Source organism: Mesorhizobium sp. M00.F.Ca.ET.216.01.1.1, from assembly GCF_004010325.2.
GTDB lineage: Bacteria > Pseudomonadota > Alphaproteobacteria > Rhizobiales > Rhizobiaceae > Mesorhizobium.
In genome coordinates this window covers 114,776-135,608 of sequence record NZ_SADR02000015.1, presented here as the reverse complement: position 1 = coordinate 135,608, position 20,833 = coordinate 114,776, and the positions used below count along the sequence as shown (strand labels likewise).

25 protein-coding genes are annotated in these 20,833 nt (G+C 62.1%); 12 read left to right on the top strand and 13 right to left on the bottom strand.

Annotated elements, in window-relative coordinates; genetic code table 11:
- Positions 1–17: 17 nt before the first annotated feature.
- Positions 18–731, bottom strand: coding sequence for a FadR/GntR family transcriptional regulator (locus EN859_RS20190; RefSeq protein ID WP_127854580.1), 714 nt, complete (start codon positions 729–731; stop codon positions 18–20).
- Between the two features lie 98 nt (positions 732–829).
- On the opposite strand from EN859_RS20190, the gene EN859_RS20185 reads away from it, so the two are divergent.
- The 6 genes from EN859_RS20185 (at position 830) to EN859_RS20170 (ending at position 4,021) form a co-directional block, all read left to right on the top strand.
- A complete protein-coding gene (locus tag EN859_RS20185) occupies positions 830–1,801 on the top strand; it encodes a Gfo/Idh/MocA family oxidoreductase (protein WP_127854581.1) in 972 nt (323 codons plus the stop codon).
- Positions 1,798–2,793 (top strand): Gfo/Idh/MocA family oxidoreductase, encoded by a 996-nt coding sequence (locus tag EN859_RS20180; RefSeq protein WP_127854582.1) that lies wholly within the window; start codon positions 1,798–1,800, stop codon positions 2,791–2,793. The genes EN859_RS20185 and EN859_RS20180 overlap by 4 nt, the downstream gene beginning before the upstream one ends.
- Entirely contained in the window at positions 2,783–3,097 is a 315-nt protein-coding gene (locus EN859_RS40510) for a hypothetical protein (RefSeq protein ID WP_348632935.1), read from the top strand. The genes EN859_RS20180 and EN859_RS40510 overlap by 11 nt, the downstream gene beginning before the upstream one ends.
- Positions 3,098–3,102: 5 nt before the next feature.
- Entirely contained in the window at positions 3,103–3,471 is a 369-nt protein-coding gene (locus EN859_RS40505) for a hypothetical protein (RefSeq protein ID WP_348632934.1), read from the top strand.
- A gap of 11 nt (positions 3,472–3,482) precedes the next feature.
- Entirely contained in the window at positions 3,483–3,731 is a 249-nt protein-coding gene (locus tag EN859_RS40500) for a hypothetical protein (protein WP_348632933.1), read from the top strand.
- Between the two features lie 83 nt (positions 3,732–3,814).
- Positions 3,815–4,021, top strand: a complete 207-nt coding sequence (locus EN859_RS20170; RefSeq protein WP_127854583.1) for a hypothetical protein — start codon at positions 3,815–3,817, stop codon at positions 4,019–4,021.
- A gap of 63 nt (positions 4,022–4,084) precedes the next feature.
- On the opposite strand, the gene EN859_RS20165 is transcribed toward EN859_RS20170, so the two are convergent.
- Positions 4,085–4,531, bottom strand: a complete 447-nt coding sequence (locus EN859_RS20165) for a hypothetical protein (protein ID WP_245525638.1) — start codon at positions 4,529–4,531, stop codon at positions 4,085–4,087.
- A 244-nt stretch (positions 4,532–4,775) separates the two neighbouring features.
- Between EN859_RS20165 and EN859_RS20160 the strand changes: the two genes are divergently transcribed.
- Both EN859_RS20160 and EN859_RS20155 read left to right on the top strand, forming a co-directional pair.
- Entirely contained in the window at positions 4,776–5,087 is a 312-nt protein-coding gene (locus EN859_RS20160) for a hypothetical protein (RefSeq protein WP_127854584.1), read from the top strand.
- Complete coding sequence (locus tag EN859_RS20155) at positions 5,084–5,530, top strand: hypothetical protein (protein ID WP_127854585.1); 447 nt, start codon at positions 5,084–5,086, stop codon at positions 5,528–5,530. Before EN859_RS20160 ends, EN859_RS20155 begins: the two co-directional genes overlap by 4 nt.
- Before the next feature lie 292 nt (positions 5,531–5,822).
- On the opposite strand, the gene EN859_RS20150 is transcribed toward EN859_RS20155, so the two are convergent.
- Together EN859_RS20150 and EN859_RS38200 are read right to left on the bottom strand one after the other, a co-directional pair.
- A complete protein-coding gene (locus EN859_RS20150) occupies positions 5,823–6,263 on the bottom strand; it encodes a DUF2267 domain-containing protein (RefSeq protein WP_127854586.1) in 441 nt (146 codons plus the stop codon).
- A gap of 74 nt (positions 6,264–6,337) precedes the next feature.
- The gene (locus EN859_RS38200; protein WP_189502128.1) at positions 6,338–6,886 is read right to left on the bottom strand and encodes a hypothetical protein; all 549 of its coding nucleotides are present in this window, start codon (positions 6,884–6,886) and stop codon (positions 6,338–6,340) included.
- 245 nt (positions 6,887–7,131) lie between these two features.
- Here EN859_RS38200 and EN859_RS20140 point away from each other — a divergent pair, with 245 nt between their 5' ends.
- Positions 7,132–8,106: an HlyD family secretion protein gene (locus tag EN859_RS20140; RefSeq protein WP_245525637.1), complete on the top strand. Its 975-nt coding sequence runs from the start codon at positions 7,132–7,134 to the stop codon at positions 8,104–8,106.
- Positions 8,103–9,704 (top strand): DHA2 family efflux MFS transporter permease subunit, encoded by a 1,602-nt coding sequence (locus EN859_RS20135; RefSeq protein ID WP_189502114.1) that lies wholly within the window; start codon positions 8,103–8,105, stop codon positions 9,702–9,704. Before EN859_RS20140 ends, EN859_RS20135 begins: the two co-directional genes overlap by 4 nt.
- Before the next feature lie 16 nt (positions 9,705–9,720).
- Here EN859_RS20135 and EN859_RS20130 read toward each other — a convergent pair whose 3' ends face one another.
- The 3 genes from EN859_RS20130 to EN859_RS20120 form a co-directional block, all read right to left on the bottom strand.
- Entirely contained in the window at positions 9,721–10,992 is a 1,272-nt protein-coding gene (locus tag EN859_RS20130; RefSeq protein WP_127854589.1) for a DUF763 domain-containing protein, read from the bottom strand.
- A 117-nt stretch (positions 10,993–11,109) separates the two neighbouring features.
- Positions 11,110–11,811, bottom strand: coding sequence for an MgtC/SapB family protein (locus EN859_RS20125; protein ID WP_127854590.1), 702 nt, complete (start codon positions 11,809–11,811; stop codon positions 11,110–11,112).
- Between the two features lie 63 nt (positions 11,812–11,874).
- Positions 11,875–12,342, bottom strand: coding sequence for a GFA family protein (locus tag EN859_RS20120; RefSeq protein WP_127854591.1), 468 nt, complete (start codon positions 12,340–12,342; stop codon positions 11,875–11,877).
- Between the two features lie 415 nt (positions 12,343–12,757).
- Here EN859_RS20120 and EN859_RS20115 point away from each other — a divergent pair, with 415 nt between their 5' ends.
- On the top strand, positions 12,758–13,765 hold the full coding sequence (locus EN859_RS20115) for a dihydroxyacetone kinase subunit DhaK (RefSeq protein ID WP_127854592.1): 1,008 nt from the start codon (positions 12,758–12,760) through the stop codon (positions 13,763–13,765).
- A gap of 34 nt (positions 13,766–13,799) precedes the next feature.
- Entirely contained in the window at positions 13,800–14,441 is a 642-nt protein-coding gene (gene dhaL, locus EN859_RS20110) for a dihydroxyacetone kinase subunit DhaL (protein ID WP_127854696.1), read from the top strand.
- 7 nt (positions 14,442–14,448) lie between these two features.
- Here the strand turns inward: dhaL and EN859_RS20105 are convergent, their stop codons facing one another.
- The 6 genes from EN859_RS20105 to EN859_RS20080 all read right to left on the bottom strand — a co-directional run bounded on the left by EN859_RS20105 (position 14,449) and on the right by EN859_RS20080 (position 20,831).
- A complete protein-coding gene (locus EN859_RS20105; RefSeq protein ID WP_127854593.1) occupies positions 14,449–14,889 on the bottom strand; it encodes an RpiB/LacA/LacB family sugar-phosphate isomerase in 441 nt (146 codons plus the stop codon).
- A 34-nt stretch (positions 14,890–14,923) separates the two neighbouring features.
- On the bottom strand, positions 14,924–15,691 hold the full coding sequence (locus EN859_RS20100) for a triose-phosphate isomerase (RefSeq protein WP_127854594.1): 768 nt from the start codon (positions 15,689–15,691) through the stop codon (positions 14,924–14,926).
- Between the two features lie 16 nt (positions 15,692–15,707).
- Positions 15,708–16,646 (bottom strand): TIM barrel protein, encoded by a 939-nt coding sequence (locus EN859_RS20095; protein ID WP_127854595.1) that lies wholly within the window; start codon positions 16,644–16,646, stop codon positions 15,708–15,710.
- A 47-nt stretch (positions 16,647–16,693) separates the two neighbouring features.
- Entirely contained in the window at positions 16,694–18,211 is a 1,518-nt protein-coding gene (locus tag EN859_RS20090) for a glycerol-3-phosphate dehydrogenase (RefSeq protein ID WP_127854596.1), read from the bottom strand.
- On the bottom strand, positions 18,208–19,782 hold the full coding sequence (locus EN859_RS20085) for an FGGY-family carbohydrate kinase (RefSeq protein WP_127854597.1): 1,575 nt from the start codon (positions 19,780–19,782) through the stop codon (positions 18,208–18,210). The genes EN859_RS20090 and EN859_RS20085 overlap by 4 nt, the downstream gene beginning before the upstream one ends.
- A 101-nt stretch (positions 19,783–19,883) precedes the next feature.
- Entirely contained in the window at positions 19,884–20,831 is a 948-nt protein-coding gene (locus EN859_RS20080; protein ID WP_189502110.1) for a D-ribose ABC transporter substrate-binding protein, read from the bottom strand.
- Positions 20,832–20,833: the final 2 nt, after the last annotated feature.

Below are 20,833 nucleotides of genomic sequence, written 5' to 3'. Positions count from 1 at the left end.
TTCCTCCCTTGGCATTGTCAGGTAGTTCGATTTTTGGCGATGACTTGCTGGATCCCCCGGTAGTGGTCGTCGAGGCGCTGGCGCGCCCGCTCGACATCCTTGGCGGCGACCGCCTCGACGATCTCATGGTGATCGCGCCACGTCGCTAGCGGCGTCGGATTGTCGAGGCTGGTGAAGTTCGAGGCCTTGTTGAACGCCACCCAGAAGATGTCGATCAGCGCGCTCAGCATGTGATTGTTCTGGCAGCGGAACAGCATCTGGTGGAATTGCTGGTCCTCTTCGGCAAAGCTCTCATGGCGCTCGGCGCGCAGCCGCATGCTTTCGGTCAGTTGACGCAGCACAGCGATGTCTTCGGCGCTGATCATCTCGATGGTCTTGGCGATGAGGCCGGTTTCGAGCACGCGGCGGATTTCGCGCAACTCTTCCACGTCACGCAGCGAGTCCTGCAAACCGTAAGCGAGGTTGTCCAGCAACGGCTTGAACGAGAATTCCTTGACGAAAACGCCGATGCCACGGCGTGTCTCCAGAATGCCAATCGACTCCAATGCCTTGATCGCTTCCCGCACCGAGTTGCGGCCGACGCCGAGCCGCTGCGCCAGAAAGGTCTCCGGAGGCAGTGGGTCCCCGGCCTTGAGCTTGTTGCTCTCGATATATTTCCTGAGGCTCTCCTGCACAGTGACGTGGAGGAGCGGCGGTCGGGTCAAAGGTTCGATCGACTTGGGTTCCGGCATTTTGCTTCCAGCGCCGCTGCGATTGCGCCCGACGGCGGTCGATGCTTGTAGCATAGCGACTTGTAGGATATCCCGCAAGTGGAGGATGCGTCACTGAAATGAAGATTGTCCTGGCCGGCTCAAGCCATTGGCACGCCGAAATGCATCTCGACGCTGCACGCTCTTGTGGCGCAGAAATTGCTGGCATCTGGGATGAGAACGCGGAGCATGCGCGCGCCTTTGCGGCGCGTCATGGTTTGCCGTTCATCGCGGACTTCGCCCGGATGCTTTTAAGTCCGCCGGATGTGGTCCTGCTGATGGGACATCCATCGACGGTGCCTGCGCGGGCACGCTCTATCATCGCTGCAAAGCTACCCTTGATCCTGGAAAAGCCGGCGGCCAGCAGCACCGGCGAGTTGGTCGCGCTGCGCGACCTGGCGAGGCGGCACCAAGCCTTTGTCAGCGTACCCCTCCCTAACCGTTTTGGACCAGCTGTCATCGCCTTTGAAAGACTGCGGCAGCAAGGCCGTGCTGGCGCAGTCGCGCATTGCCAGTTCCGGATCGTCAACGGTCCGCCGGAGCGCTATGCGGCAGAAAACGTCCCCTGGGTCGTGGATCCGGCAGTCGGCGGCGGCGGCGCACTGCGAAACCTCGGCATACATGGCGTGGACACAGCACTCAGCCTCGCGACCGGCAGGGTTGGCCTAAAAGCCATTTCGGTCAAGAATCGTATTCACCCCGCAGCGGTCGAGGACCATGCGCTGCTCGTGCTGGAAGACGATGCTGGCGCGTTGTTCATCGTCGAGGCCGGATACACCTTTGCCTCGATGCGTCCTGGCGGCGACTTCGAATGGCGCATCGTCTGTGCGAATGCGACCCTCGTCGACCATGGCGACCGCGCCATCTGTGCTACGCTCGACGATGGCGCCGTCATTGAGCTGCCGACCGAATTGCCGGCGACGCGCTACCGTCTTTGCATGAGCGACACGCTCGACCGGCTGGCACGAAAGGCGGCGCCGGCGATTTCCATCGAAGACTACGTTGCGGCAATGTCGCTGATCGACGCCGCGTATGAAGGGGCCGGACGATGATTGGGATAGGCATTATCGGAGCGGGCAATTTCGGCGCGGCCCATGCAAGGGCAATCAAGGAAGTTCAGGGCCTGCATCTCGTCGCGTCCTGCCGTAAGAATATCCAGGCGTTGGAGGCCTTCACGGTCGAACATGGCGGTCGCGGCTATACCGATTGGCGCAGTCTGCTGAACGACAAGGACGTCGACACCGTGCTCGTCGCCACGCCTCACCATCTTCATGCCGAAATGGCCATTGGCGCGGCAAAGGCCGGTAAGCACATCATGCTCGAAAAGCCAATGGCACCGACGGTAGCTGCCTGCGATGCGATTAACGCCGCCGTAGCCGCCGGCGGCGTCAAGCTCATGGTCGCCCACCTCATGCATTTTTCCCTACCCTGCATGGCGGCCAGGCAGGTGCTGGAAGAAGGATCGCTCGGTCGGCCGCTAGTCGGATCGAGCTGGATGATCAAGCTGTGGATGGAGCACAATCGCCGTGACTGGCACCTGCGCAACGCTACCGGCGGCGGCATGCTGATGACCGCCGGCATTCATGCGCTAGACCGCCTGGTCTGGCTGATGGATGACGACGTCGTGTCGGTGAGCGCCATGCTCGGCGCCAAGTTCCACGACCAAGAGGCCGACGATACCGCCCTGCTCGGGGTTCGCTTCGCCGGCGGCGGCATCGGCCAGGTCCAAAGTGTTGGCTACCGCAATGGCGCGGTCGGCTACGCCATGGACCTAGTCTGCGAACAGGGAACGCTGCGCATCGACATGGAGCGCGGCACAATGCTGGGGCGCGATACGATCTGGGCCGACCTGCCAGGATCGTTCGAACCGGACTGGATGCACAATGCAGTGGTGCGCGAATGGACAGCAATGCGTGATGCAGTAGCCGACGACAAGCCGGTGCCAGTCCCCGGCGCCTACGGCCGCAAGATCATCGGCATCATCGAAGCCGCCTTTGCGTCGAACGCGACGCGCCGCGAGCACGAGGTCGCCGGTGCGCACTGACCTGGACGATCATCTGACCAACTTGCCGGCACACGCGCCGCGCGGCGTCTGGGGCGCGGTGATGCTGGCAATCGGCGATCACGATGCAATCGATTGGAGCGCGACGGAAGAGACGATCGCACGGCTCTGCGCGTCAGGCGTCGATGGTATCTATTCCAACGGCACGGCCTGCGAGTTCCACTGCCAGACTGAACCCGAGTTCGACCGCCTTTGCGGCCTGGTTGCCGGGACAGCTGGCCGTGCGCACCTCCCTTTCCAGATCGGCATCAGCCAATCCATCCGCGCGTCGCGCGCCAGAGGCTGATGCGAGTGTCGGCGCTGCGCCCGGCGGCAGTGCAATTCACTTTGCCCGACTGGTGGCCGCCCAGCGACGACGAGGTCATGCGCTTCGTCAGCGGACTGGCGGAGGCCGCACCGGACACGCCGCTGGTACTCTACAATCCACCGCACGCCAAGCGCCGCCTGACGCTCGACGGCATCGCCGGACTGCGTGCAGCCGTGCCGTCGCTCATCGGCGCCAAGCTGCCGGGCGGCGACGCCAGTTGGTACGCCGATATGCGCCGCGAACTGCCGGGATTCTCGTTCTTCGTGCCAGGCCATACGCTGGCAACGGGATATTCCCAGGGCGCCCATGGCAGCTATCCAACGTCGCTTGCCTCAACCCGAAGGGCGCTGTGAGGTGGTGGCATATGATCCGCACCGACGCGGCGGCGGCTGCCAAGGTCGAGGCACGCATCCAAGCCTTCCTCACCGCACACGTCCTGTCTTTTCGCGCCCGCTATAATGTCAGCGATGCGGCGCTCGACAAGGCGATGGCGGCGGCGGGCGGCTGGGCGCCGATCGGCCCGCAACTGCTCTGGCCGTACGGCTCAGTGCCCGACGAGGAGATCGCGTCACTGGCTGCAGCGGCTCGCCGTGCCTTTCCCGAATGGTGGTAGCGACTTCCGGCTAAGGGGGAACATTCGCTGCACTCTGCTGTTTTTAAAACAAGACAAGACTCCCTCTCAGAAGGAGATGTGTCATGAGCGGAACTAGACATCCAAAGTCGAAGAGACCGAGCGATGCCGATCTGAGGAACAACCCCGGCATCGGCACCTCCAAAGGGACAATCAAGGAAGGCGACGACGTCGAGCTCGAAGGCGACAGCACGATCGAGGGTGACGTTGAGAACGACACCACGGCCGCCGGCGGGATCAATCCAAGGCAAAAGATGCGCACGAACAAGTAGCATCGCCCGGCGCCACTCACAGCCCCGCGAAAAGTGTCGCTGCAACAGCAATTGAGATCAGGCTCAGCATCGCCAGAACTGCACGGGCCACGTGCGAAGCCTCCCAGAGGTTGCGCAAGTCTCGCCAGTCACCGGTTCGCTTTCGCGAGAACATAAAAAAAACGTTGCTGCTGATCTCGACACGGCGACATCCTGCACCCAGAAATTGTTGACGGGATGCGTGACCAGCCAATAGGTCGCGTGTTCCGCCGCCAGGAAGACAAGGGCCGCCAAGGTCCACCAGAATCGGGCGCTCGTATATGGCGTCAGGTAGAGCAGGATGGCGAGCGCGGCGATGCCGCCGATCTCGGCAAATCCGCCGATCGTGAAGCCGGGATAGTAGATCGCCTGCACAGATTTGTAGGTCGCCTCCTTGAGGCGCAACTTGCCAGGCAACTCCAACGCATGCGCGAGCGAAAGCGCCATCGTGATTGCGACCAACACAAGGGCGACAATCATGAGTGCACGCATGTTGTTGCTCCCTGAACCTGTCTTCACAGTGGGCACATAGGGTGACCGCCGATCCGGTAAAGGTGGTTCTGGTGGAGGTACGTTCTCCAAAAACCGAGGGCTAGCCTACCGAATTTGTCCCTCCCGTCCGCGCCAATCGGCGCGTTCACAAAATGGCCATCCGCGACCTGGCGGGAACGATAATTCGGCACGATGGTTGACACTTAGATGATCCTCCTTGAGCAGAACGGAAGGAGAAACAACTATGCCGCAAACGACCCACATCTACGGTACGGTCGACAGCAAGAGCGACCTCGACCGGGTTTTTCGCGAGATCCGCAAGGATGTCGAGGAAGCCAAGTCCAGACCCGGCCTGACCGAGCTCTACAAGCGGGCGGGCTACCTCATCACCCTCACCTACGCGCCGTCGTGGGACGAGAAGTTCGGCGACAAGGCCGAAGCGTTGCGCGAAGAGGCGCTCAAGGAATTCAAGACCACGGCGCACAAGATCAACAGCCGGGCCAAGGCGATCGGCACCGATGCCGACTACGATGACACTTGGGGAGCTTCGCGATGAAACCTCATGAAGAAGTCCATACGTCTTATCGGCCGACCGAGGCCAAGTACAAGGGCGGCGCCGAAGAGCTCTACGTCACCTATGATCTTGACCAGAAGACCCGCGGCGGCGGCCACGCGCTGTATCCGAAAGTCAAACGCGTCTACGTGTCCGGCAAGGTGATCGGCTGGAAGTCAGGTCACAGGCTGCGCAAGCGCACGGGCAGGGAAGTCAACGGTGTCCGTGTCGAATACGAGCAGGCGCGCAGGGGCTACCGCCGCCAGACGTTCGAGGCCAAGCGTGGCGAAAAGGAATACACCGTCGAGCCGGCACATGTTGGCAAGACCAACCAGCGTTTCGTGCAGATCGTCGAACTGCCTGAAAAGGCGACGAACGTCCATTTCTATGACAAAGGCGACGCGCTGCCGGCCAAGTACAAACAGGCGCTGCAGAACGTCCGCTGATCAAAGTGCCGCTCCTCCACGCCAACGTAAGGGAACGTGGCGCGGAGGGAATTTGTCGCAAGATTTCAGGAGTGCGTCTCATGGCCGATCCTGATCCGCACAATCCCACGCCGATACCGAACCCAAATCCCGGGCCTGTTCGGCCGCCTGCCCCGCCGGAAACTCCGCCGAATGAGCCGCCTCCGGGTGTTCCTCCACCATCTCCTGACCCTGTTCCGGGGCCAGGGCCGCGGCCGGTCGAAGTTCCTCCCGATACGCCGTCCGAGATACCGCCGAGTTTAATATGTTACAGCTATTTGACCCCGACGCTCTCGGGCCAAAGCGCCTGAATGTCCTTCGGCAGCGCGTCTCGCACTTTCGCCGACTGGCCGAGGTCGACATGCCTGGCGAGAACTTTGAACACGGATTTGGTCGCCTCCGCGGGATTCACGGGACGAGTGGATTTCATCTCTTCGGCAACGTGTTGCAGGAAGTCCTCCAATGAACGGCCACCGGTTGGTAGGTCACGCGGCCGATACCGATCATAATAGGCTCCGCGTATGAGAAGCGGCAGCCCTGCTCCCAGGTTGGCAGCCAGGTCGATTTGCAGCCTGTCTCGCAAGGTGCGTAAAACAGCACCCAGCATATGCCAAGCAACGCGCCTATCCGGCCCGTGGTCGGCCATGATTTCGTCCAGCCAGATGTTCGTTGTCTGCAGGGTCTTGTCAAAAACTTCCAAGCCGGTCGCGCTCATCGTCACCTCCTCAAGCAAGGACAATCCCAGCACTCGCTATGACGGGCAAACGAGGATCGAGCGCAATTGTTTCGTCATCCATTGAAAATCGTCGTGGTTAGATCAGGCCTCCGAACGAGCGTGACGATCAGATCGTCGATCCTGATCGGGAGATCGCGGATACGCTTGCCCGTCGATAGATGCGCTTGCGACAGCGGCCGCCGTTCCGACGTTGCCGAGTTCGCCTGTGATTGATTTCTCGCGGTGTGGTGTGGCCGCAGTCTGGAACCTCGCCCTTCGCTCGATGGTTGTCCCTCGATAGCAGTGATCAGCGAAAGGAGAAGATCATGAGCGACGATCGGGACAGCGATGGACCTGTCTTCTCGGCAGAGCAGGCGCGACAGGGCGAGATCATCCTGCGAACCCGCACGCGCCGGATCATCTTTATCGCGGGCCTGGTGGGCATTGTGCTGCTGGCGATCCTGGTACGATTTGCTGTCGGCTGAACCGTGCTTCCGCACATCCAAAAGCACCGGCTGTCTGCCGGCACCGATTTTGACATTGGCCGCTGATGCGCATTCGAGAACAGGAACTTTTTGCAGTGCCTTCCGTTGATTTTGGTCAGCTCCCAGCGGCTGCGACATTTCGGTCTTGCCTGAAAGCCATTCCGTTGGACACAAAACCCCAAAGAACCGAGCAGGATTTCAACCCCTCGGACGAAACCCGGGAGGCACCCGCCCGGGTTCGAGGCCGTCGGGAGAGGTCGTCCAAGACGAGCAAGGGGAAGTCAGAGACTGGCAAGGAAAAACCGGACGGTTCACCACTGCAAAAAAACAATCTGCTCGGCTTCCCCAAACGCCATCCCTACAGGACGGCGGCAGTCACGCTTGTGCTCTTGCTCGTCGCGGCAGGGCTTGTAACCTGGTGGCTCAACGCCCGCCTCTACGAATCGACCGACGACGCTTTCATCGATGCCCGCACGATAACCATCGGCGCCGAAATCGCCGGACGTATCAGCGAGGTGGCCGTTACCGACAATCAACCTGTGCAGGCAGGCAGCGTTCTCCTGCGCATCGACGACAGCGACTATCAGGCTGCCCTTAAGCAGGCCGATGCCGGTGTTGCCGCGGCGCAGGCCGAGATCGTCGATGTCGCCGCCCAGATCAAGGCGCAAGACGCAAAGATCGACCAGGCGCAGAGGCAAGCAGCACAGGCCGAGGCGGCGCTCGATTTCGCAAAGGCAGAGGATCAGCGCAATCGCGCACTGCTGGCCAGGGGCACAGCGACAGAACAGCAGGCGCAACAGGCCGCGTCGACGCTGCGCCAGGACCAAGCCGCGTTAGCCAGCGCCGAGGCCAATGTGATCTCGGCAAAAAGCCAGGTCTCGGTCCTGCAGGCACAGGCCAAGAGCGCTGAGGCTAAGCTCGAACAGGCGAAGGCCACCCAGGACCAGGCCCGCACGGCGCTGTCGCGCACCAGCATCATCGCGCCCATCGCCGGGCGGGCAACCAGCATTTCGGCCGCCAAGGGTACCTATGCCCAGCCCGGCCAGGTGCTGATGATGTTGGTGCCCGACCAAGTCTGGGTAGAGGCCAATTTCAAGGAGACGCAACTCGACCTGATGCGGCCCGGGCAGCCGGTCGACATCGGCATCGACGCCTATCCGGAAAAGACCTTCCGTGGCCATGTCGACAGCATCCAAGCCGGCAGCGGCACCGCCTTCAGCCTGCTGCCGGCCGAAAACGCCACCGGCAATTACGTCAAGGTGGTGCAGCGCGTGCCGGTCAAGATCGTCTTCGACAAGCCGCCCGATGTGCTTCTAGGCCCGGGCATGTCGGTGGTGCCGACGGTCAAGGTGCGATGACCGGCGAAGTGGCCGGGAGCAGGGGCGAAAGCCGATCCGCCGCCGGTGGACGTAATCCCTGGCTGATCGCCATCGTCGTTTCCATCGCCACCTTCATGCTGGTGCTGGACACCTCCATCGCCAACGTGGCCCTACGCAATATTGCCGGCAGCCTGGCAGCCGGAATGGACGAGAGTACATGGGTCATCACCACCTACCTCGTCGCCAATTCGGTGATCATTCCGATCAGCGGCTGGCTGGCGAGCATTATCGGCCGCAAGCGCTACTACATGTTCTGCGTGGCGACCTTCACCCTCGCCTCGCTGCTGTGCGGACTGGCGCCCAATCTGGAATTGCTCATCCTGTTCAGGATTCTGCAGGGCCTTGGCGGCGGCGGCATGGCGCCAAGCGAACAGTCGATCCTGGCCGACACCTTCCCACCCGAAAAACGCTCCCAAGCATTCGCCCTCTACGGCATCGCCGTCATCGTTGCGCCAACGGTCGGACCGACGGTAGGCGGCTGGCTGACGGATCACTTCTCCTGGCATTGGATCTTCTTCATCAACGTGCCGTTCGGCATCATGTCGCTGGCGCTGGTGCAATGGTTGGTTGTCGAGCCGGACGTGCTCGAACGCGAACGCCTGGAACGGCTGCGAGGCGGCCTCAGGATCGACTGGGTCGGGTTCATCCTGGTAGCGACGGCTCTCGGCTGCCTTGAAATCTTCCTTGACGAAGGTCAGCGCAACGACTGGTTCGCGTCGGGCTTCATCACGACCGCTGCGGTGATTTCGGCCATCGCGTTGCTGCTGCTGATCCCCTGGGAACTGAGCCGCAACGACCCGATCGTCGACGTCGGCCTGCTGTTCACCCGCCAGTTCGGCATGTCTTTCCTGGTGATGATGGCGGTCGGCGCGGTTCTGTTTAGCACCACGCAGCTGATGCCGCAGCTGCAACAAACCGCTTTCGCCTACACCGCGCTGCTGTCGGGCCTCTCGATGATGCCGGGCGGCATCGCCATGCTGTTCATGATGCCGGTTTCCGGATTCGTCACCGGCCTCGTCCAGCCCAAATATCTGATGATGGTGGGCATGTCGGTCGTCGCAGTCGCCCTCTGGCACATGACCTCGATCACCCCGGATGCCAGCTTCAGCTTCTTTGCCTATGCGCGCGTCTTCTTGATGATCGCGCTGCCGTTCCTGTTTATCCCTATTTCGACCGCGGCTTACGTCGGCCTCCCGCCGCAAAAGACCAACCAGGCGTCGGCGTTGATCAACGTCGCCCGCAACCTCGGCGGCAGCATCGGCGTGTCGCTGTCCAACACCGTGCTTGCTCAACACGCGCAACTCCATCAGTCAAACCTGGTCGCCCACACCGGGCAATCGTCCGCCGCCTATCAGCAGGTGCTTCGGCACGCTACCGAACATTTCGTCGCCCAGGGTTCACCCATGGTCGAGGCGAAACAGCAGGCAATCGGCTGGATCGGGCAACTGATCGCCCGCCAGGCCACGCTGCTCGCCTATGTCGAAGTCTTTCACTGTTGCGCGGTGGTGACGGCCCTGTTCGTGCCGTTGGCCTTGCTGCTCCGATCGCCCAAGCCAAACGCCGACCAGGCCCACTGATCTCGGTCCGGTCCGATCATCCTTTTTGTTTGACGTCCGCAGGTGCCTCTGGTGCGGATTCCCACCCGAACACGCTGCGGCCGCCAAGCAGATGCGATTGATCGAACTCTCCGGCGACGATCTCCTTCAGGCTGGGACCGGTGACATATCGTTCGACCTGCCGTGACTGGTCGTCCAACCGCCGCAAGGCGCCGATTTCTTCTTCACGGCCGAGCCTGGCCTTGTGGACGGCGGACTTTAGCACGCCGATCGTCTCGTCATAGACCTTGAGCGGCACAGGGAACGGGTGCCTGTCCTTGCCGCCATGTGCCAACGAGAAGCGCCCGGGATCGGAAAAACGGCATGGCGCGCCATGCAGCACCTCGGCAACGAGCGCCAGTGCCCGCACCGTGCGCGCACCGACGCCGGGGACCAGAAGAAGTTCGGAAAAATCGGCGGGGCCACGTTCTGCAGCCGCCGCGATGTTCCCGTGCAGGCGACGCATGACGACATCGCTTTCGCGGACATCATGGTGCGCTGGCATCACCAGATGCGGCAGCAACGGCTGCTGCTCCGGCGCCTGCTCGTTCCACGCCGCACCGCGCTTCAGTGCGGTGAACTCCCTCAGGATGCGATCCGGTCCAAGGGCGTGCAGGAGATCCAGTTGTCCCTTGCGAGAGGCGTCAGCGCGGCGGTCGGTCAGGTTGACGATTTCACCCTGGTTGGCGCCCTCGATGGCGGCATGCGGCTGGTCGACGAAGCTCTTCAGGCCCTCGGACAGCCAGTGATAGCGGCGCGCCACCTTGCTGTCGCCGTTCATGCCCTGCTGCACTACGACCCAGTCGCCGTCATCCGTTACGATGAAGCCATGCAGATAGAGATCGAAGCCATCCTGCACGGCGGCGCTATCCACCTTGGCAACGAGCCGGCTGGCAGTTGCCAGGCCTGTTCCGTCGAAGCCGACGCGCTCGCCGATGACGGCAAGCTCGTGCGGGGTCTTGCGTGAATGCGCGCCCCGGCCGCCGCAGACGTGGACGCCGAGTTCGCCCGAGAGCGGAGCCAGACCACGTTTCAAGGCGCCGATGACGCTGGTGGTGATGCCGGATGAATGCCAGTCCATGCCCATGACGGCGCCAAATGACTGGAACCAGAAGGGATGTGCCAGCCGGCGCAGCAGCTCATCGCGACCATAGTGGTGAATGATCGCCTCGCACATGACCGCGCCAAGGCGCGTCATGCGGTCGCCGAGCCATTTCGGCACGCGTCCGCCATGAAGTGGAAGGTCTGCGCTTCCCGATCGTTGTGCCAAATCTTGCTGCCTGTTTCCGATGCATGCCTCGCGCTCGATAGATAAGTATCGAACGAGGCGTGAATAAGCGACGACCTGCTTTGAGCTTGCCTATACCAATGGCACTCAGCCCACCGATTATCGCGCAGATTCGGCGAGGAGATCGAACTTTTCGATCTCGCAATGCTCGCCCACCAGGGTCAATAAATCCACCGGTGGCGGTGCCCTGTCAGGCCGCCTCCAGCTGATCTCGAACGACAACACAGGGTTCTCGCGACCTGGGCGTCGCTCCATTCCGACCAAGCGCGCTCGATAGCCCGAAGGCCCGACGATGGTGTCAAGCTCTTCATGGTCCGTCGCCTTCCAGGTGAGCGCCAACTCAGCGTGGCGTTCGCGCGGAATTCGCAGATCGACCCATTTCAACACGAGCAGAATGACCAGCGTCAGCGCCGTGCCGGCCGCGCCCAGGCCGTATTGGCCACCCCCGAAAGCCAATCCGATCGCTGTCATCATCCACAACGTCGCCGCTGTGGTGACGCCGCTGACAAGACTGCCCCGGCGAAGAATGGCGCCGCCGCCAATGAAGCCGACGCCTGTCAACACGCCGAGCGGAAAGCGCAGAACGTCCATCCGGAGAAAGGAGTTCGAACTACTGCCGCTGACCCCAAGCAGAATGGTGGCCTGCGTCATCGCGATCGCTGCGGCCAGCCCGACCAGGATGGTTGTCCTGAGGCCAGCCGCGTGTCCGCGTGCCTCCCGATCGAGGCCGATCAATGTACCGGCGAGCACGGTCAGGATCAGACGTGCCGCGATGTCTTGCCAACCCGGGATAAGAGACATCAGCAGACCCTGACCGCTGGCGTTTTAGATTTACGAACTAAACGCAATTCAATTCGGCCGGGGCTATTCGGGTTCCATAGGCGGAGTTTTTGGGGCCAACCGATCAGCTGGATTTCCAACCGCCGGATCGCGTTGCCTTGAATATGTTCCCACACGTGGCAGATCATCGCGAAACTCGACCCACGGCAATTTCATGTCCCAATATGCATGAGCCTGCGGCGGAAAGCGTTCGGGATGATCGAAGAATCCGATTGTCAGATAGAGTTCTTCAGGAAGCCCCTGGTCGAGATAGGCCATGGATGTCCCGCAATCGGCGCAGAAGGTGCGGAGCACTCGGGTCTTTGAGAACGTCTTTGGCGTACCGGTGAGCAATTTGAATTGAGCCGGTCGATAGCCCACCCAGACCGTCAGCGGGCTTCCTATTGCCTTGCGGCAATCGTCGTCGTGATCGGAGCAAATCCAGAATGGCTCGCCATGCATTGCAGCCGTTATGGCGCCGCAAAAGCAAGAGCCGGACTCGATTCTGGTCATGAATCTATCACTTGTTGTCCGCCATTGGCCGTAGACGGACAGCCGTCGACGTATTTGCCGAGCCCGGCTTCCGTAAACATGAGGGCGTCCGATAAACCCAACGGTCGGCAACAAGTTCCCTGACGATTTGAGACACACGCCGCAGGATTTTTTTCCAGCACAGGCGCTCCCCTCGCTCCAATCCGATCGCCCACGCGGCGCAGTCGTCCCGCGCATAACGATACGGCAAGCCTGTTCATACCGGTGGTTGAATCGACAGCTTGCTTGGCAGTCCGACAAGTGATTATCACTTGGGTGCGGTCGTTAAATGGCGGCGACCCGCTGCCCGACGGCTGTCGCTGGACCGCATCCGGTTTGAGGGACGAACCAGAGACCTGCGCTGCCCCGAATATGCATTGTCTTGGGAGGACGATTATTGAAGACGAAAAAACTCATCAACGACGGCGGCAAGGCGGTCGACGAGATGCTTGCCGGGATTCTCGCCGCGCATCCGAGGCATCTTGACGCCATACCCGGCAGCCCGCGCTCGATAATATCCCGGGACGGGCCGCGACCGGGCAAGGTTGGCCTGGTGATCGGTGGCGGCTCCGGCCATGAGCCGACGTTCCTCGGCTTCGTCGGCAAGGGCCTGGCCGATGCGGCGGCGATCGGAAACGTCTTCGCGTCCCCTCCCCCGGATCCGATCCTCGAATGCGCCAAGGCGGCGAGCGGCGGCGCCGGCGTGCTGTTCATGTATGGCAACTATGCCGGCGACGTCATGAATTTCGACATGGCCGCCGAGATGGCGGCGATGGACGATATTGAGGTGCGCACCGTGCTGAGCACCGACGACGTCGCGTCCGCACCACGCTCGGAACGGCACAAGCGTCGCGGCGTCGCCGGCAATTTCTTCATCTTCAAGGCAGCCGGAGCCGCTTGCGACCGCATGCTTTCCTTCGACGAATGCGAGCGCTTAGCCAAAAAGGCCAACGACCACACTTTCACCATGGGTGTCGCACTCTCGCCTTGCTCGCTGCCGCAGACCAGGCGGCCGAATTTCGAGATCGGCGCCGACGAGATGGAGATCGGCATGGGCATCCATGGCGAGCCCGGTGTCGCGCGCGGGCCGCTTAAAAGCGCCGACGAAGTCACCGACGAGATGCTCGACCGTATCCTGGAGGAAATGACGCCGTCACGCGGCGACCGCGTCGCCGTCCTTGTCAATTCGCTTGGATCGACGCCGCTGATGGAACTCTACATCATGAACCGGCGCCTGTCGCAGCGCCTGGCCGATATCGGCGTCGGCGTTCATGCAACCTGGGTCGGCAACTACTGCACCTCGCTAGAGATGGCCGGAGCCTCGATCACGGTGCACCGGCTTGACGGCGAATTGCAGGCGATGCTGGACCATCCCTGCGACTGCGCCATGTTTCGCGCCGGCTAGACCTGCCGAGCGACAAGTGACCAAGGCACAAGAGATGACGACAATCGACACCGCCCGCCTGGCCGGAATGTTCACGGCCATCGCCGATGCAATCTCAACCGACAAGGATCGGCTATGTGCGCTTGACGGCGTCATCGGCGACGCCGACCACGGCATCGCGATGGAGCTTGGGTTTTCCGCCGCGCGCGACGCTGTCACGGCGCTGGATGCCGGGGCGACGGAGCCAAGCACCCTGCTGAACATGGCGGCAAAGTCGTTCCTGAATGCCGTCGGCGCATCCTCAGGCCCGCTCTACGCCACCGCTTTCATGCGCGGCGCGGCAGCCGTGAAGGGCAAGACGGCGCTTGACGAGGCGGATGCTGTCGCGATGTTGCAGGCCATGGCCAAAGGCATTCAGGATCGCGGCAAGGCCGAGGTCGGCGAAAAGACGATGATCGATGCCTGGGCGCCGGCCGCCGAGGCGGCGGGCGAGGCGCTGGCCGCCGGCAAGGGTCTGGCCGTCAGTCTCGAGGCCGCGGCCGATGCAGCAAGGACCGGCGCGGAGGCGACCAAGACGATGATCGCCGCCAAGGGCCGGGCATCGCGCCTTGGCGAGCGCTCGCTTGGCCATATGGATCCGGGGGCTGCGTCCGCCGTAACCGTCATCGACGCCATCCGCAAGAGCCTGGCCGAATGACGCCGGTTCAGGCCTTGACCGCATCCAGCCTGTCGATGGCCTGAACGTTTCCCGCGGAGGGGCCGTTCGGATCGAACTCCGAAACAAGCCAGGCGTCGGCGATCGATTTCGCCAGTTCGGGACCGATCACGCGGGCGCCCATGGTAATGATCTGGGCATTGTTCGATTTTGCCGCGCGCTCTGCCGAATAGGTGTCGTGGGTGAGCGCGGCACGGATGCCAGGCACCTTGTTGGCCGAGATGCAGACGCCGATGCCGGTGCCGCAGAACAGGATGGCCCGGTCATAATTGCCGCCCAGAATTTCGTGGCCGACCTTGGCGGAGATGTCGGCGTAGTATCCGGCCTGGCTCAGGTCGACGACCTGCAACTCGGGCTTGGTGGCGAGGTGCTTGGCGATGACATCAAGCAACGGCTTGCCGGCGCTATCAGCTCCGAGGGCGATCTTCATGCAATAAACTCCTTTTGCTTTCGTGTCGTAACAGTCAGCGCCTGATGGCGGCCGATGCCTTTTTCAGAATGTCGATGTAGCCCTCCGCTTGCCATGCCGAGCGGCCGATGAACAGGCCGTCGACGTGCCGCATGCCGATCAATTCGGCCGCGTTGCCGGGATTGACGCTGCCGCCGTAAAGCACAGGCGGGGCGGCCGGCAGCCGGCTTGCAGCGACTTGCTTGATCAGCGCTTGTTGCGTGTCGGCGTAGTCGGCGCTTGCCGGGATGCCTTTCTCGCCGATCGCCCACACAGGCTCGTATGCAAAGAGGATTTCCGCCGACAGCTCCTTCTCCTTCAAGCCTTGCAGCGCACCAAGCACCTGCGCCGTCAAAATCTCGTCGGCGCGTCCAGCTTCGCGCTCGGCCAGCGTCTCACCGACGCAAATCAGTGGCACGAAGCCGTGCCTAACCGCCGCAGCCGTTTTCAACCCGACGGTCGTATCCGTCTCGCCGAAGTGCTCGCGACGCTCGCTGTGGCCGAGTTCGATCAGGTCCAGCCCACAATCCTTTAGCATCAGCGGTGACACCTCCCCCGTCCAGGCTCCGGCATCGGCCCAATGCATGTTCTGTGCGCCGACCTTCACGCGGGTCGCGGTGAGTGCCGCCTTGACCTCGCGCACGGCGGTGAAGGGTGGAATGACGAAAGGGTGTATCGCCGGATCGAAGCCAGGCACGAATGCCGCCAGCGTATCGGCGAACTGCAATGCCTCCGCCAGCGTCTTGTTCATCTTCCAGCTGGTGCCGACCCAATATGGGGTCATTTCTTTTTCTCCTTCTTCAATCTGGAGGATTGAGCCTGTCACGGCCGGTGTCGATGTAAGGCGCCCAGAAATCCACCGACTCCCGGATCATGGCGACAACCTGGTGATCGATCGGCTCCCGCTCGCGGAAGGAAAGCTCAAGGCAGATTTCATTGTCGGTTCCACCGCCGCCTCGCACGGTGTCGAGCAACTTTTGCGGGACGATGCGGCCATCCTTGTTGTAGGCGGCCGTGAACGGCCAATGCCCGCCCTTGTTCATGGATGATTGCTTGATGTGGATGATCGGCGATTGCAGCGGAAACGCTTTCGCCCAGGCATAGGGGTCGGTGTCGTCAGGGTTGGGCGAGGTCACGTCGCCATGGTCGATGTCCACCATCATCTGCATCGGTATGGGCAGCTTCGCCGCATCGATATCGCGCTGCAGGGCGGCGCAGCTTTCGATGGTGTGGCCAAATTCCCGGCCCACCGACATCGGTTCCCAAAACAGGTATGACAGACCCGCCGCCTTGGCGTGCTCGGCCACTTCGCGCCAGCATTCAAGAGCGATATCGAGAAGCGCTGCGCGCCTTTTCGGATCGTCGAAATCCTTGTGCGTGAAGATGGCGAACTGCGTGCCCATGCCCGGCGCGCCGAGTTCGGCGGAAATGTCGGCAAAGGTCTTGAACCAGTCGACGTAATAGCGGCGGACATCCGCGTCCGGATGGCCGAAATGGTTGAGCCGCCCATAGGGGCCCGTCATACCGGAGGTGATCCGCACGCCGGTCCGCGCCAATGCCTTCCCGAACAGGCGAAGAAACTTGGCAATCGTTGCCGGCGGCCAGCCCGGATTGACGAATTCATGCGTCAGCTGCACGTCGCGGATGCCGATGCCGTAGGCAATCGCGTCGATCAAGTCGTCGGGCTCGGCGAAGCGATTGACGAGCGGATTGGTGTTAAGGGAAAGCGTGAAGGCCAAGCGAAACCTCTCAAGTTTGTCCGGTGGCACGGTTTGGCCAAGCAAGCTCAGGCCGCTGCCAGCATGAATTTGCCAAACCAGTCTTCGAATATCTTCCGCTCCGCCACGCTGATGTGCAGGCCATGCTTGGTGCGGCGTTCCAGGATGTCAGCGGCGGTCGCGGCCCATTCGGTCTCGAGAAGAAACCTCACTTCCCGCTCGTACAGATCTGGGCCGAAGCGACGGCCGAGATCCGCTTCGCCTCGCGCATTGGCCAGCAGCTGTCTTGCTCGGGTTCCGTAGCACCGCGCATAGTGTTTCACCAACGACGGGCTCAACCATGAAAACTCGGCGTGCAAATCGCCCAGGAACTGCTCGAAGTCGGCGTTCGGCAGGTCGCCGCCTGGCAAGGGAGCTGTCGCTGTCCATGTTCTCTTCATCGTCGGAAAAAAAGGCTGGATCTTCTCAAGCGCATGTTCGGCCAGCTTGCGGAAGGTCGTTATCTTGCCGCCAAACACCGAAAGCATTGGCGCACCGCCGCTCGGGGCATCGAGTTCGAAAATATAGTCGCGCGTCACAGCGCTCGGATTGTCCGCATTGTCATCGTAGAGCGGGCGCACGCCGGAAAAGCTGTAGACCACGTCCCTCGGCGTGAGCTGCTGCTTGAAATAGCGATTGACCACTTTGATCAGGTAATCGATTTCGCTGGCATCGGCGGCGACTTCTTCGGGACGTCCGTCATAGGGAATGTCGGTCGTACCGATCAGCGCCATATCGTTCTGATAGGGATTGACGAAGATGACGCGCTTGTCGTTGTTCTGGATCAGATAGGCCTGCCGTCCCTCCCAGAATTTTGGCACGACGATATGGCTGCCTTTCACCAGGCGGACATTACGGGTGCGGTTCTGGCCAGCGACACGGCTGACGATGTCGTTGACCCATGGTCCTGCCGCGTTGATCAGCGCCCGAGCGCGGACTTTCGTCACTGCGCCTGTGCGGCCGTCCTGCATCTCGATCGTCCACAGGCCATCTTCGCGCCGGGCCGCAACGCAGGCGGTGCGCGTCAGCACCCTAGCGCCCCGCTCCTTGGCATCGAGCGCGTTGAGCAGCACCAGGCGGGCATCGTCGACCCAGCAATCGGAATATTCGAATCCTCGCTTGAACGCATCCTTGATCGGCGCACCTTCGGGCGCTGTCCGCAGGTTCAGCGTCCTGGTTCCCGGCAGCCGCTTGCGGCCGCCAAGGTGGTCGTAGAGGAACAGTCCGAGCCGGACCAGCCATGCCGGCCTGTCCTCAGGACTGTGCGGAAGAACGAAGCGCATCGGCCAGATGATGTGCGGAGCCGACTCCAGCAGCACCTCGCGTTCGATGAGCGCTTCACGAACCAGCCGGAACTCATAATATTCCAGGTAGCGCAGACCGCCATGCACCAACTTGCCGGAGCGCGAACTGGTACCTTGAGCAAGGTCGTCTTGCTCGCACAGAATGACGGACAGTCCACGACCTGCTGCATCGCGCGCTATGCCGGCTCCATTGATGCCGCCGCCGATCACGAAGAGATCGACGATATCGAGTTTATCGCTCAAGACTTTGCTCCTGTGCATCCGCCGTCCCGCCGCCGCGCCATGGTCTTCCACACCGGCTGAAGCGCCCGGTGCGCCGCGACAAAGGAAGGAAACAGAGCATCGTAGGTTTGCGACAGCGCCTCGTCATAGGCGTCGAGCTCGCCCAGAAGCGGCGTAACCCACTCGGCGCAGCAGTCCTCCATGGAGCGATAGACGCCGAGCCCGACCGCAGCGATCATCGCCGCACCTGCCGCCCCGGCTTCCTGCCGGCTGCTGGTTCGGATTTGCGCCCGGGTCGCGGCTGCAATGATGCGACGCAGCGACGGGCTGCGTGCAGCACCGCCCGACAGGCGGATTTCGCCCGGCATGGTGCCCATTGCCTGGTAGCAATCGCGTGCCGCGAAGGCCAATCCCTCGAGAACGGCACGTGCCAGATCGCCGAAGCCGTGCCTGACGGAAAGGCCGATGAAACCTGCGCGCGCGTCAGGATCGACGAACGGCCCGCGTTCACCGGCCAGCGATATATAGGGCTGGTACAGCAGCGATCCCGGCTCCGATCCCTCCACCCAGCCATCGAGGGCTTTCAGTAACTCGTCGCGCGAAAGCTTGGCGCCGCCGGCGGTCAACACGTCGCGCGCCAGCCCGAGCAGCCAATCGATGTTGAGCGTCGCCGCCATGTTGGATTGCAGTTGTGCATATGCACCGGGAACAGGCATGGCGATCGTATAGCCGGACGCATCGTCGTTGAGGACGACATCGTCGGCAGCGGCGGCGAAACGCGTGTGGATGCCGGTGGAACCTATCACCGTGCAGCCGACATTGCCGCTCGGATCGTACAGGCCGGCTCCGAGCGCGGTGGTGACCATATCCACGTAACCCAGCACGACCGGTGTGCCGTCGAGCAGGCCGGTTTCTGCCGCCGCCGATGGCGAAAGCACATGCTGGTCGCTCGTGCCTTCGAGCATGGCCGGCAGCAGGCGGCGATGTGTCGCCAGATCCAGAATATCGAGGACCTCGTCGGAATATGTGCGGGAGCGGAAATCGCCGAAGGTAAACGTCCCTTCCGAAGGATCCGTGACGCGCTCGCTCGTCGTTTTGAAATAGAGCCAGTCCTTGCAGTGAAAGGCGGTTGCGGCCCGCTCCAGGATTTCTGGCCTGTTCCTTTTCAGCCAGCTTAGCTGAGCGCCCTGCTGGCACGCATTAAGCCCCGTGCCGGTAAGCTTGAACCGCCTGCGATCCGACGGGTCGCAACGCATCTCATCCACCAGATGTCCGGCGCGGGCGTCGAGCCAAAGCCAGGCGCGGGTGACCGGCAAGCCGTCGCGGTCGATCAGCCAGGTTCCGTCGCCCTGCCCGGTGATCGCAACCGCCGCGGTCCGCCGCGCGAGGTCTGGGATTTTCGTCGCCAATTCGCGAACGGTCTGCACCGTGTCGCGCCAGGTCTGCTCGAGATCCTGCTCGGCGCCGCCGCCTTCCAGCGTGACAAAGCTGTTCGTCACCGACGCCATGGCGAGTTGCCGCCCGGACAGATCGAAAGCGACCGATTTGATCACGGATGTTCCGGCGTCGATCCCGATCAGCACATCCTTCATGCGGCAAGTTCCGGATAGTTACGGAGAGTTCACAGGGACGGTCCATCTGTCCCCAAGGGTGGCAAGACAGGGGTGCCCGCAAGGACACCCCTGTCCATTTTTTATTCCGACAGCACGAAGGGTGCGGTGTACTTGTCCACATTGTCCTTGGTGATGAGGAGGCAATCGAACAGCTGCTTCTCGCTGGACGCGCCGGTAGCGCCGGTCTTGATGAACGAGTCCGCCTGCTGCACGGCCTTCGCCGAGAAGATAGCCACCGGCTGGAGCACCGTGTACTGCAGTTCGCCGGACTTGATCGCTGCGACCGCGTCCGGGGAGCCGTCAAAGCCGCCGACCTTGATGCCGGACAGCTTGCCGGTCTCTTTCAGAGCGGCAACCGCACCGAGCGCCATCTCGTCATTGCCGCTGATCACGGCAATGATGTCGGGATTGGCCTGCAGCATGCTCTGCATCTTGTCGTGGCCCTGGGTACGATCCCAGTTGGCGACCTGCGAAGCAGCCTTTTCGAGATCCGGGTACTGGCTGATCACAGTCACGTATCCGTTCGAGCGCGTGGCGGCGTTGTTGTCCGACGGGGCGCCGAGAAGTTCGACAAATTTGCCCTTCTCGCCGACAGCCTGCACCCACTGCTGTGCGCCGAGAGCAGCGCCCTGGGCGTTGTTGGAGACGAGCTGCCCCTTGGCAAGGCCTTCCTGATTGATCTCGGCGTTGACGAGGAAAACCGGGATGTTGGCTGCAATCGCCTTCTTCACCGCGCCAACGGAGCCGTCTGCGTTTGCCGGATCGAGGATGATCGCCACGGACTTGTTGGTGATGGCGGTGTCGATCAGGTTGCTTTCCGTGTTGGTGTCGCCCTTGTGCGCGGCGACGTTCGCCGTATAGCCGAGCTTCTCGGCCTCGGCCTTGGCGACATTGCCCTCGGTCAGCCAGTACGGGTTCGCCGGATCGTTGACGATGATCGAGATCAGGCCTTCGGCCGACGCAGCGGCCGCAAACCCCACGACCATCGCTGCAGCCAGCAGTCCTTTAAGCATGGTTTTCATGTACATTC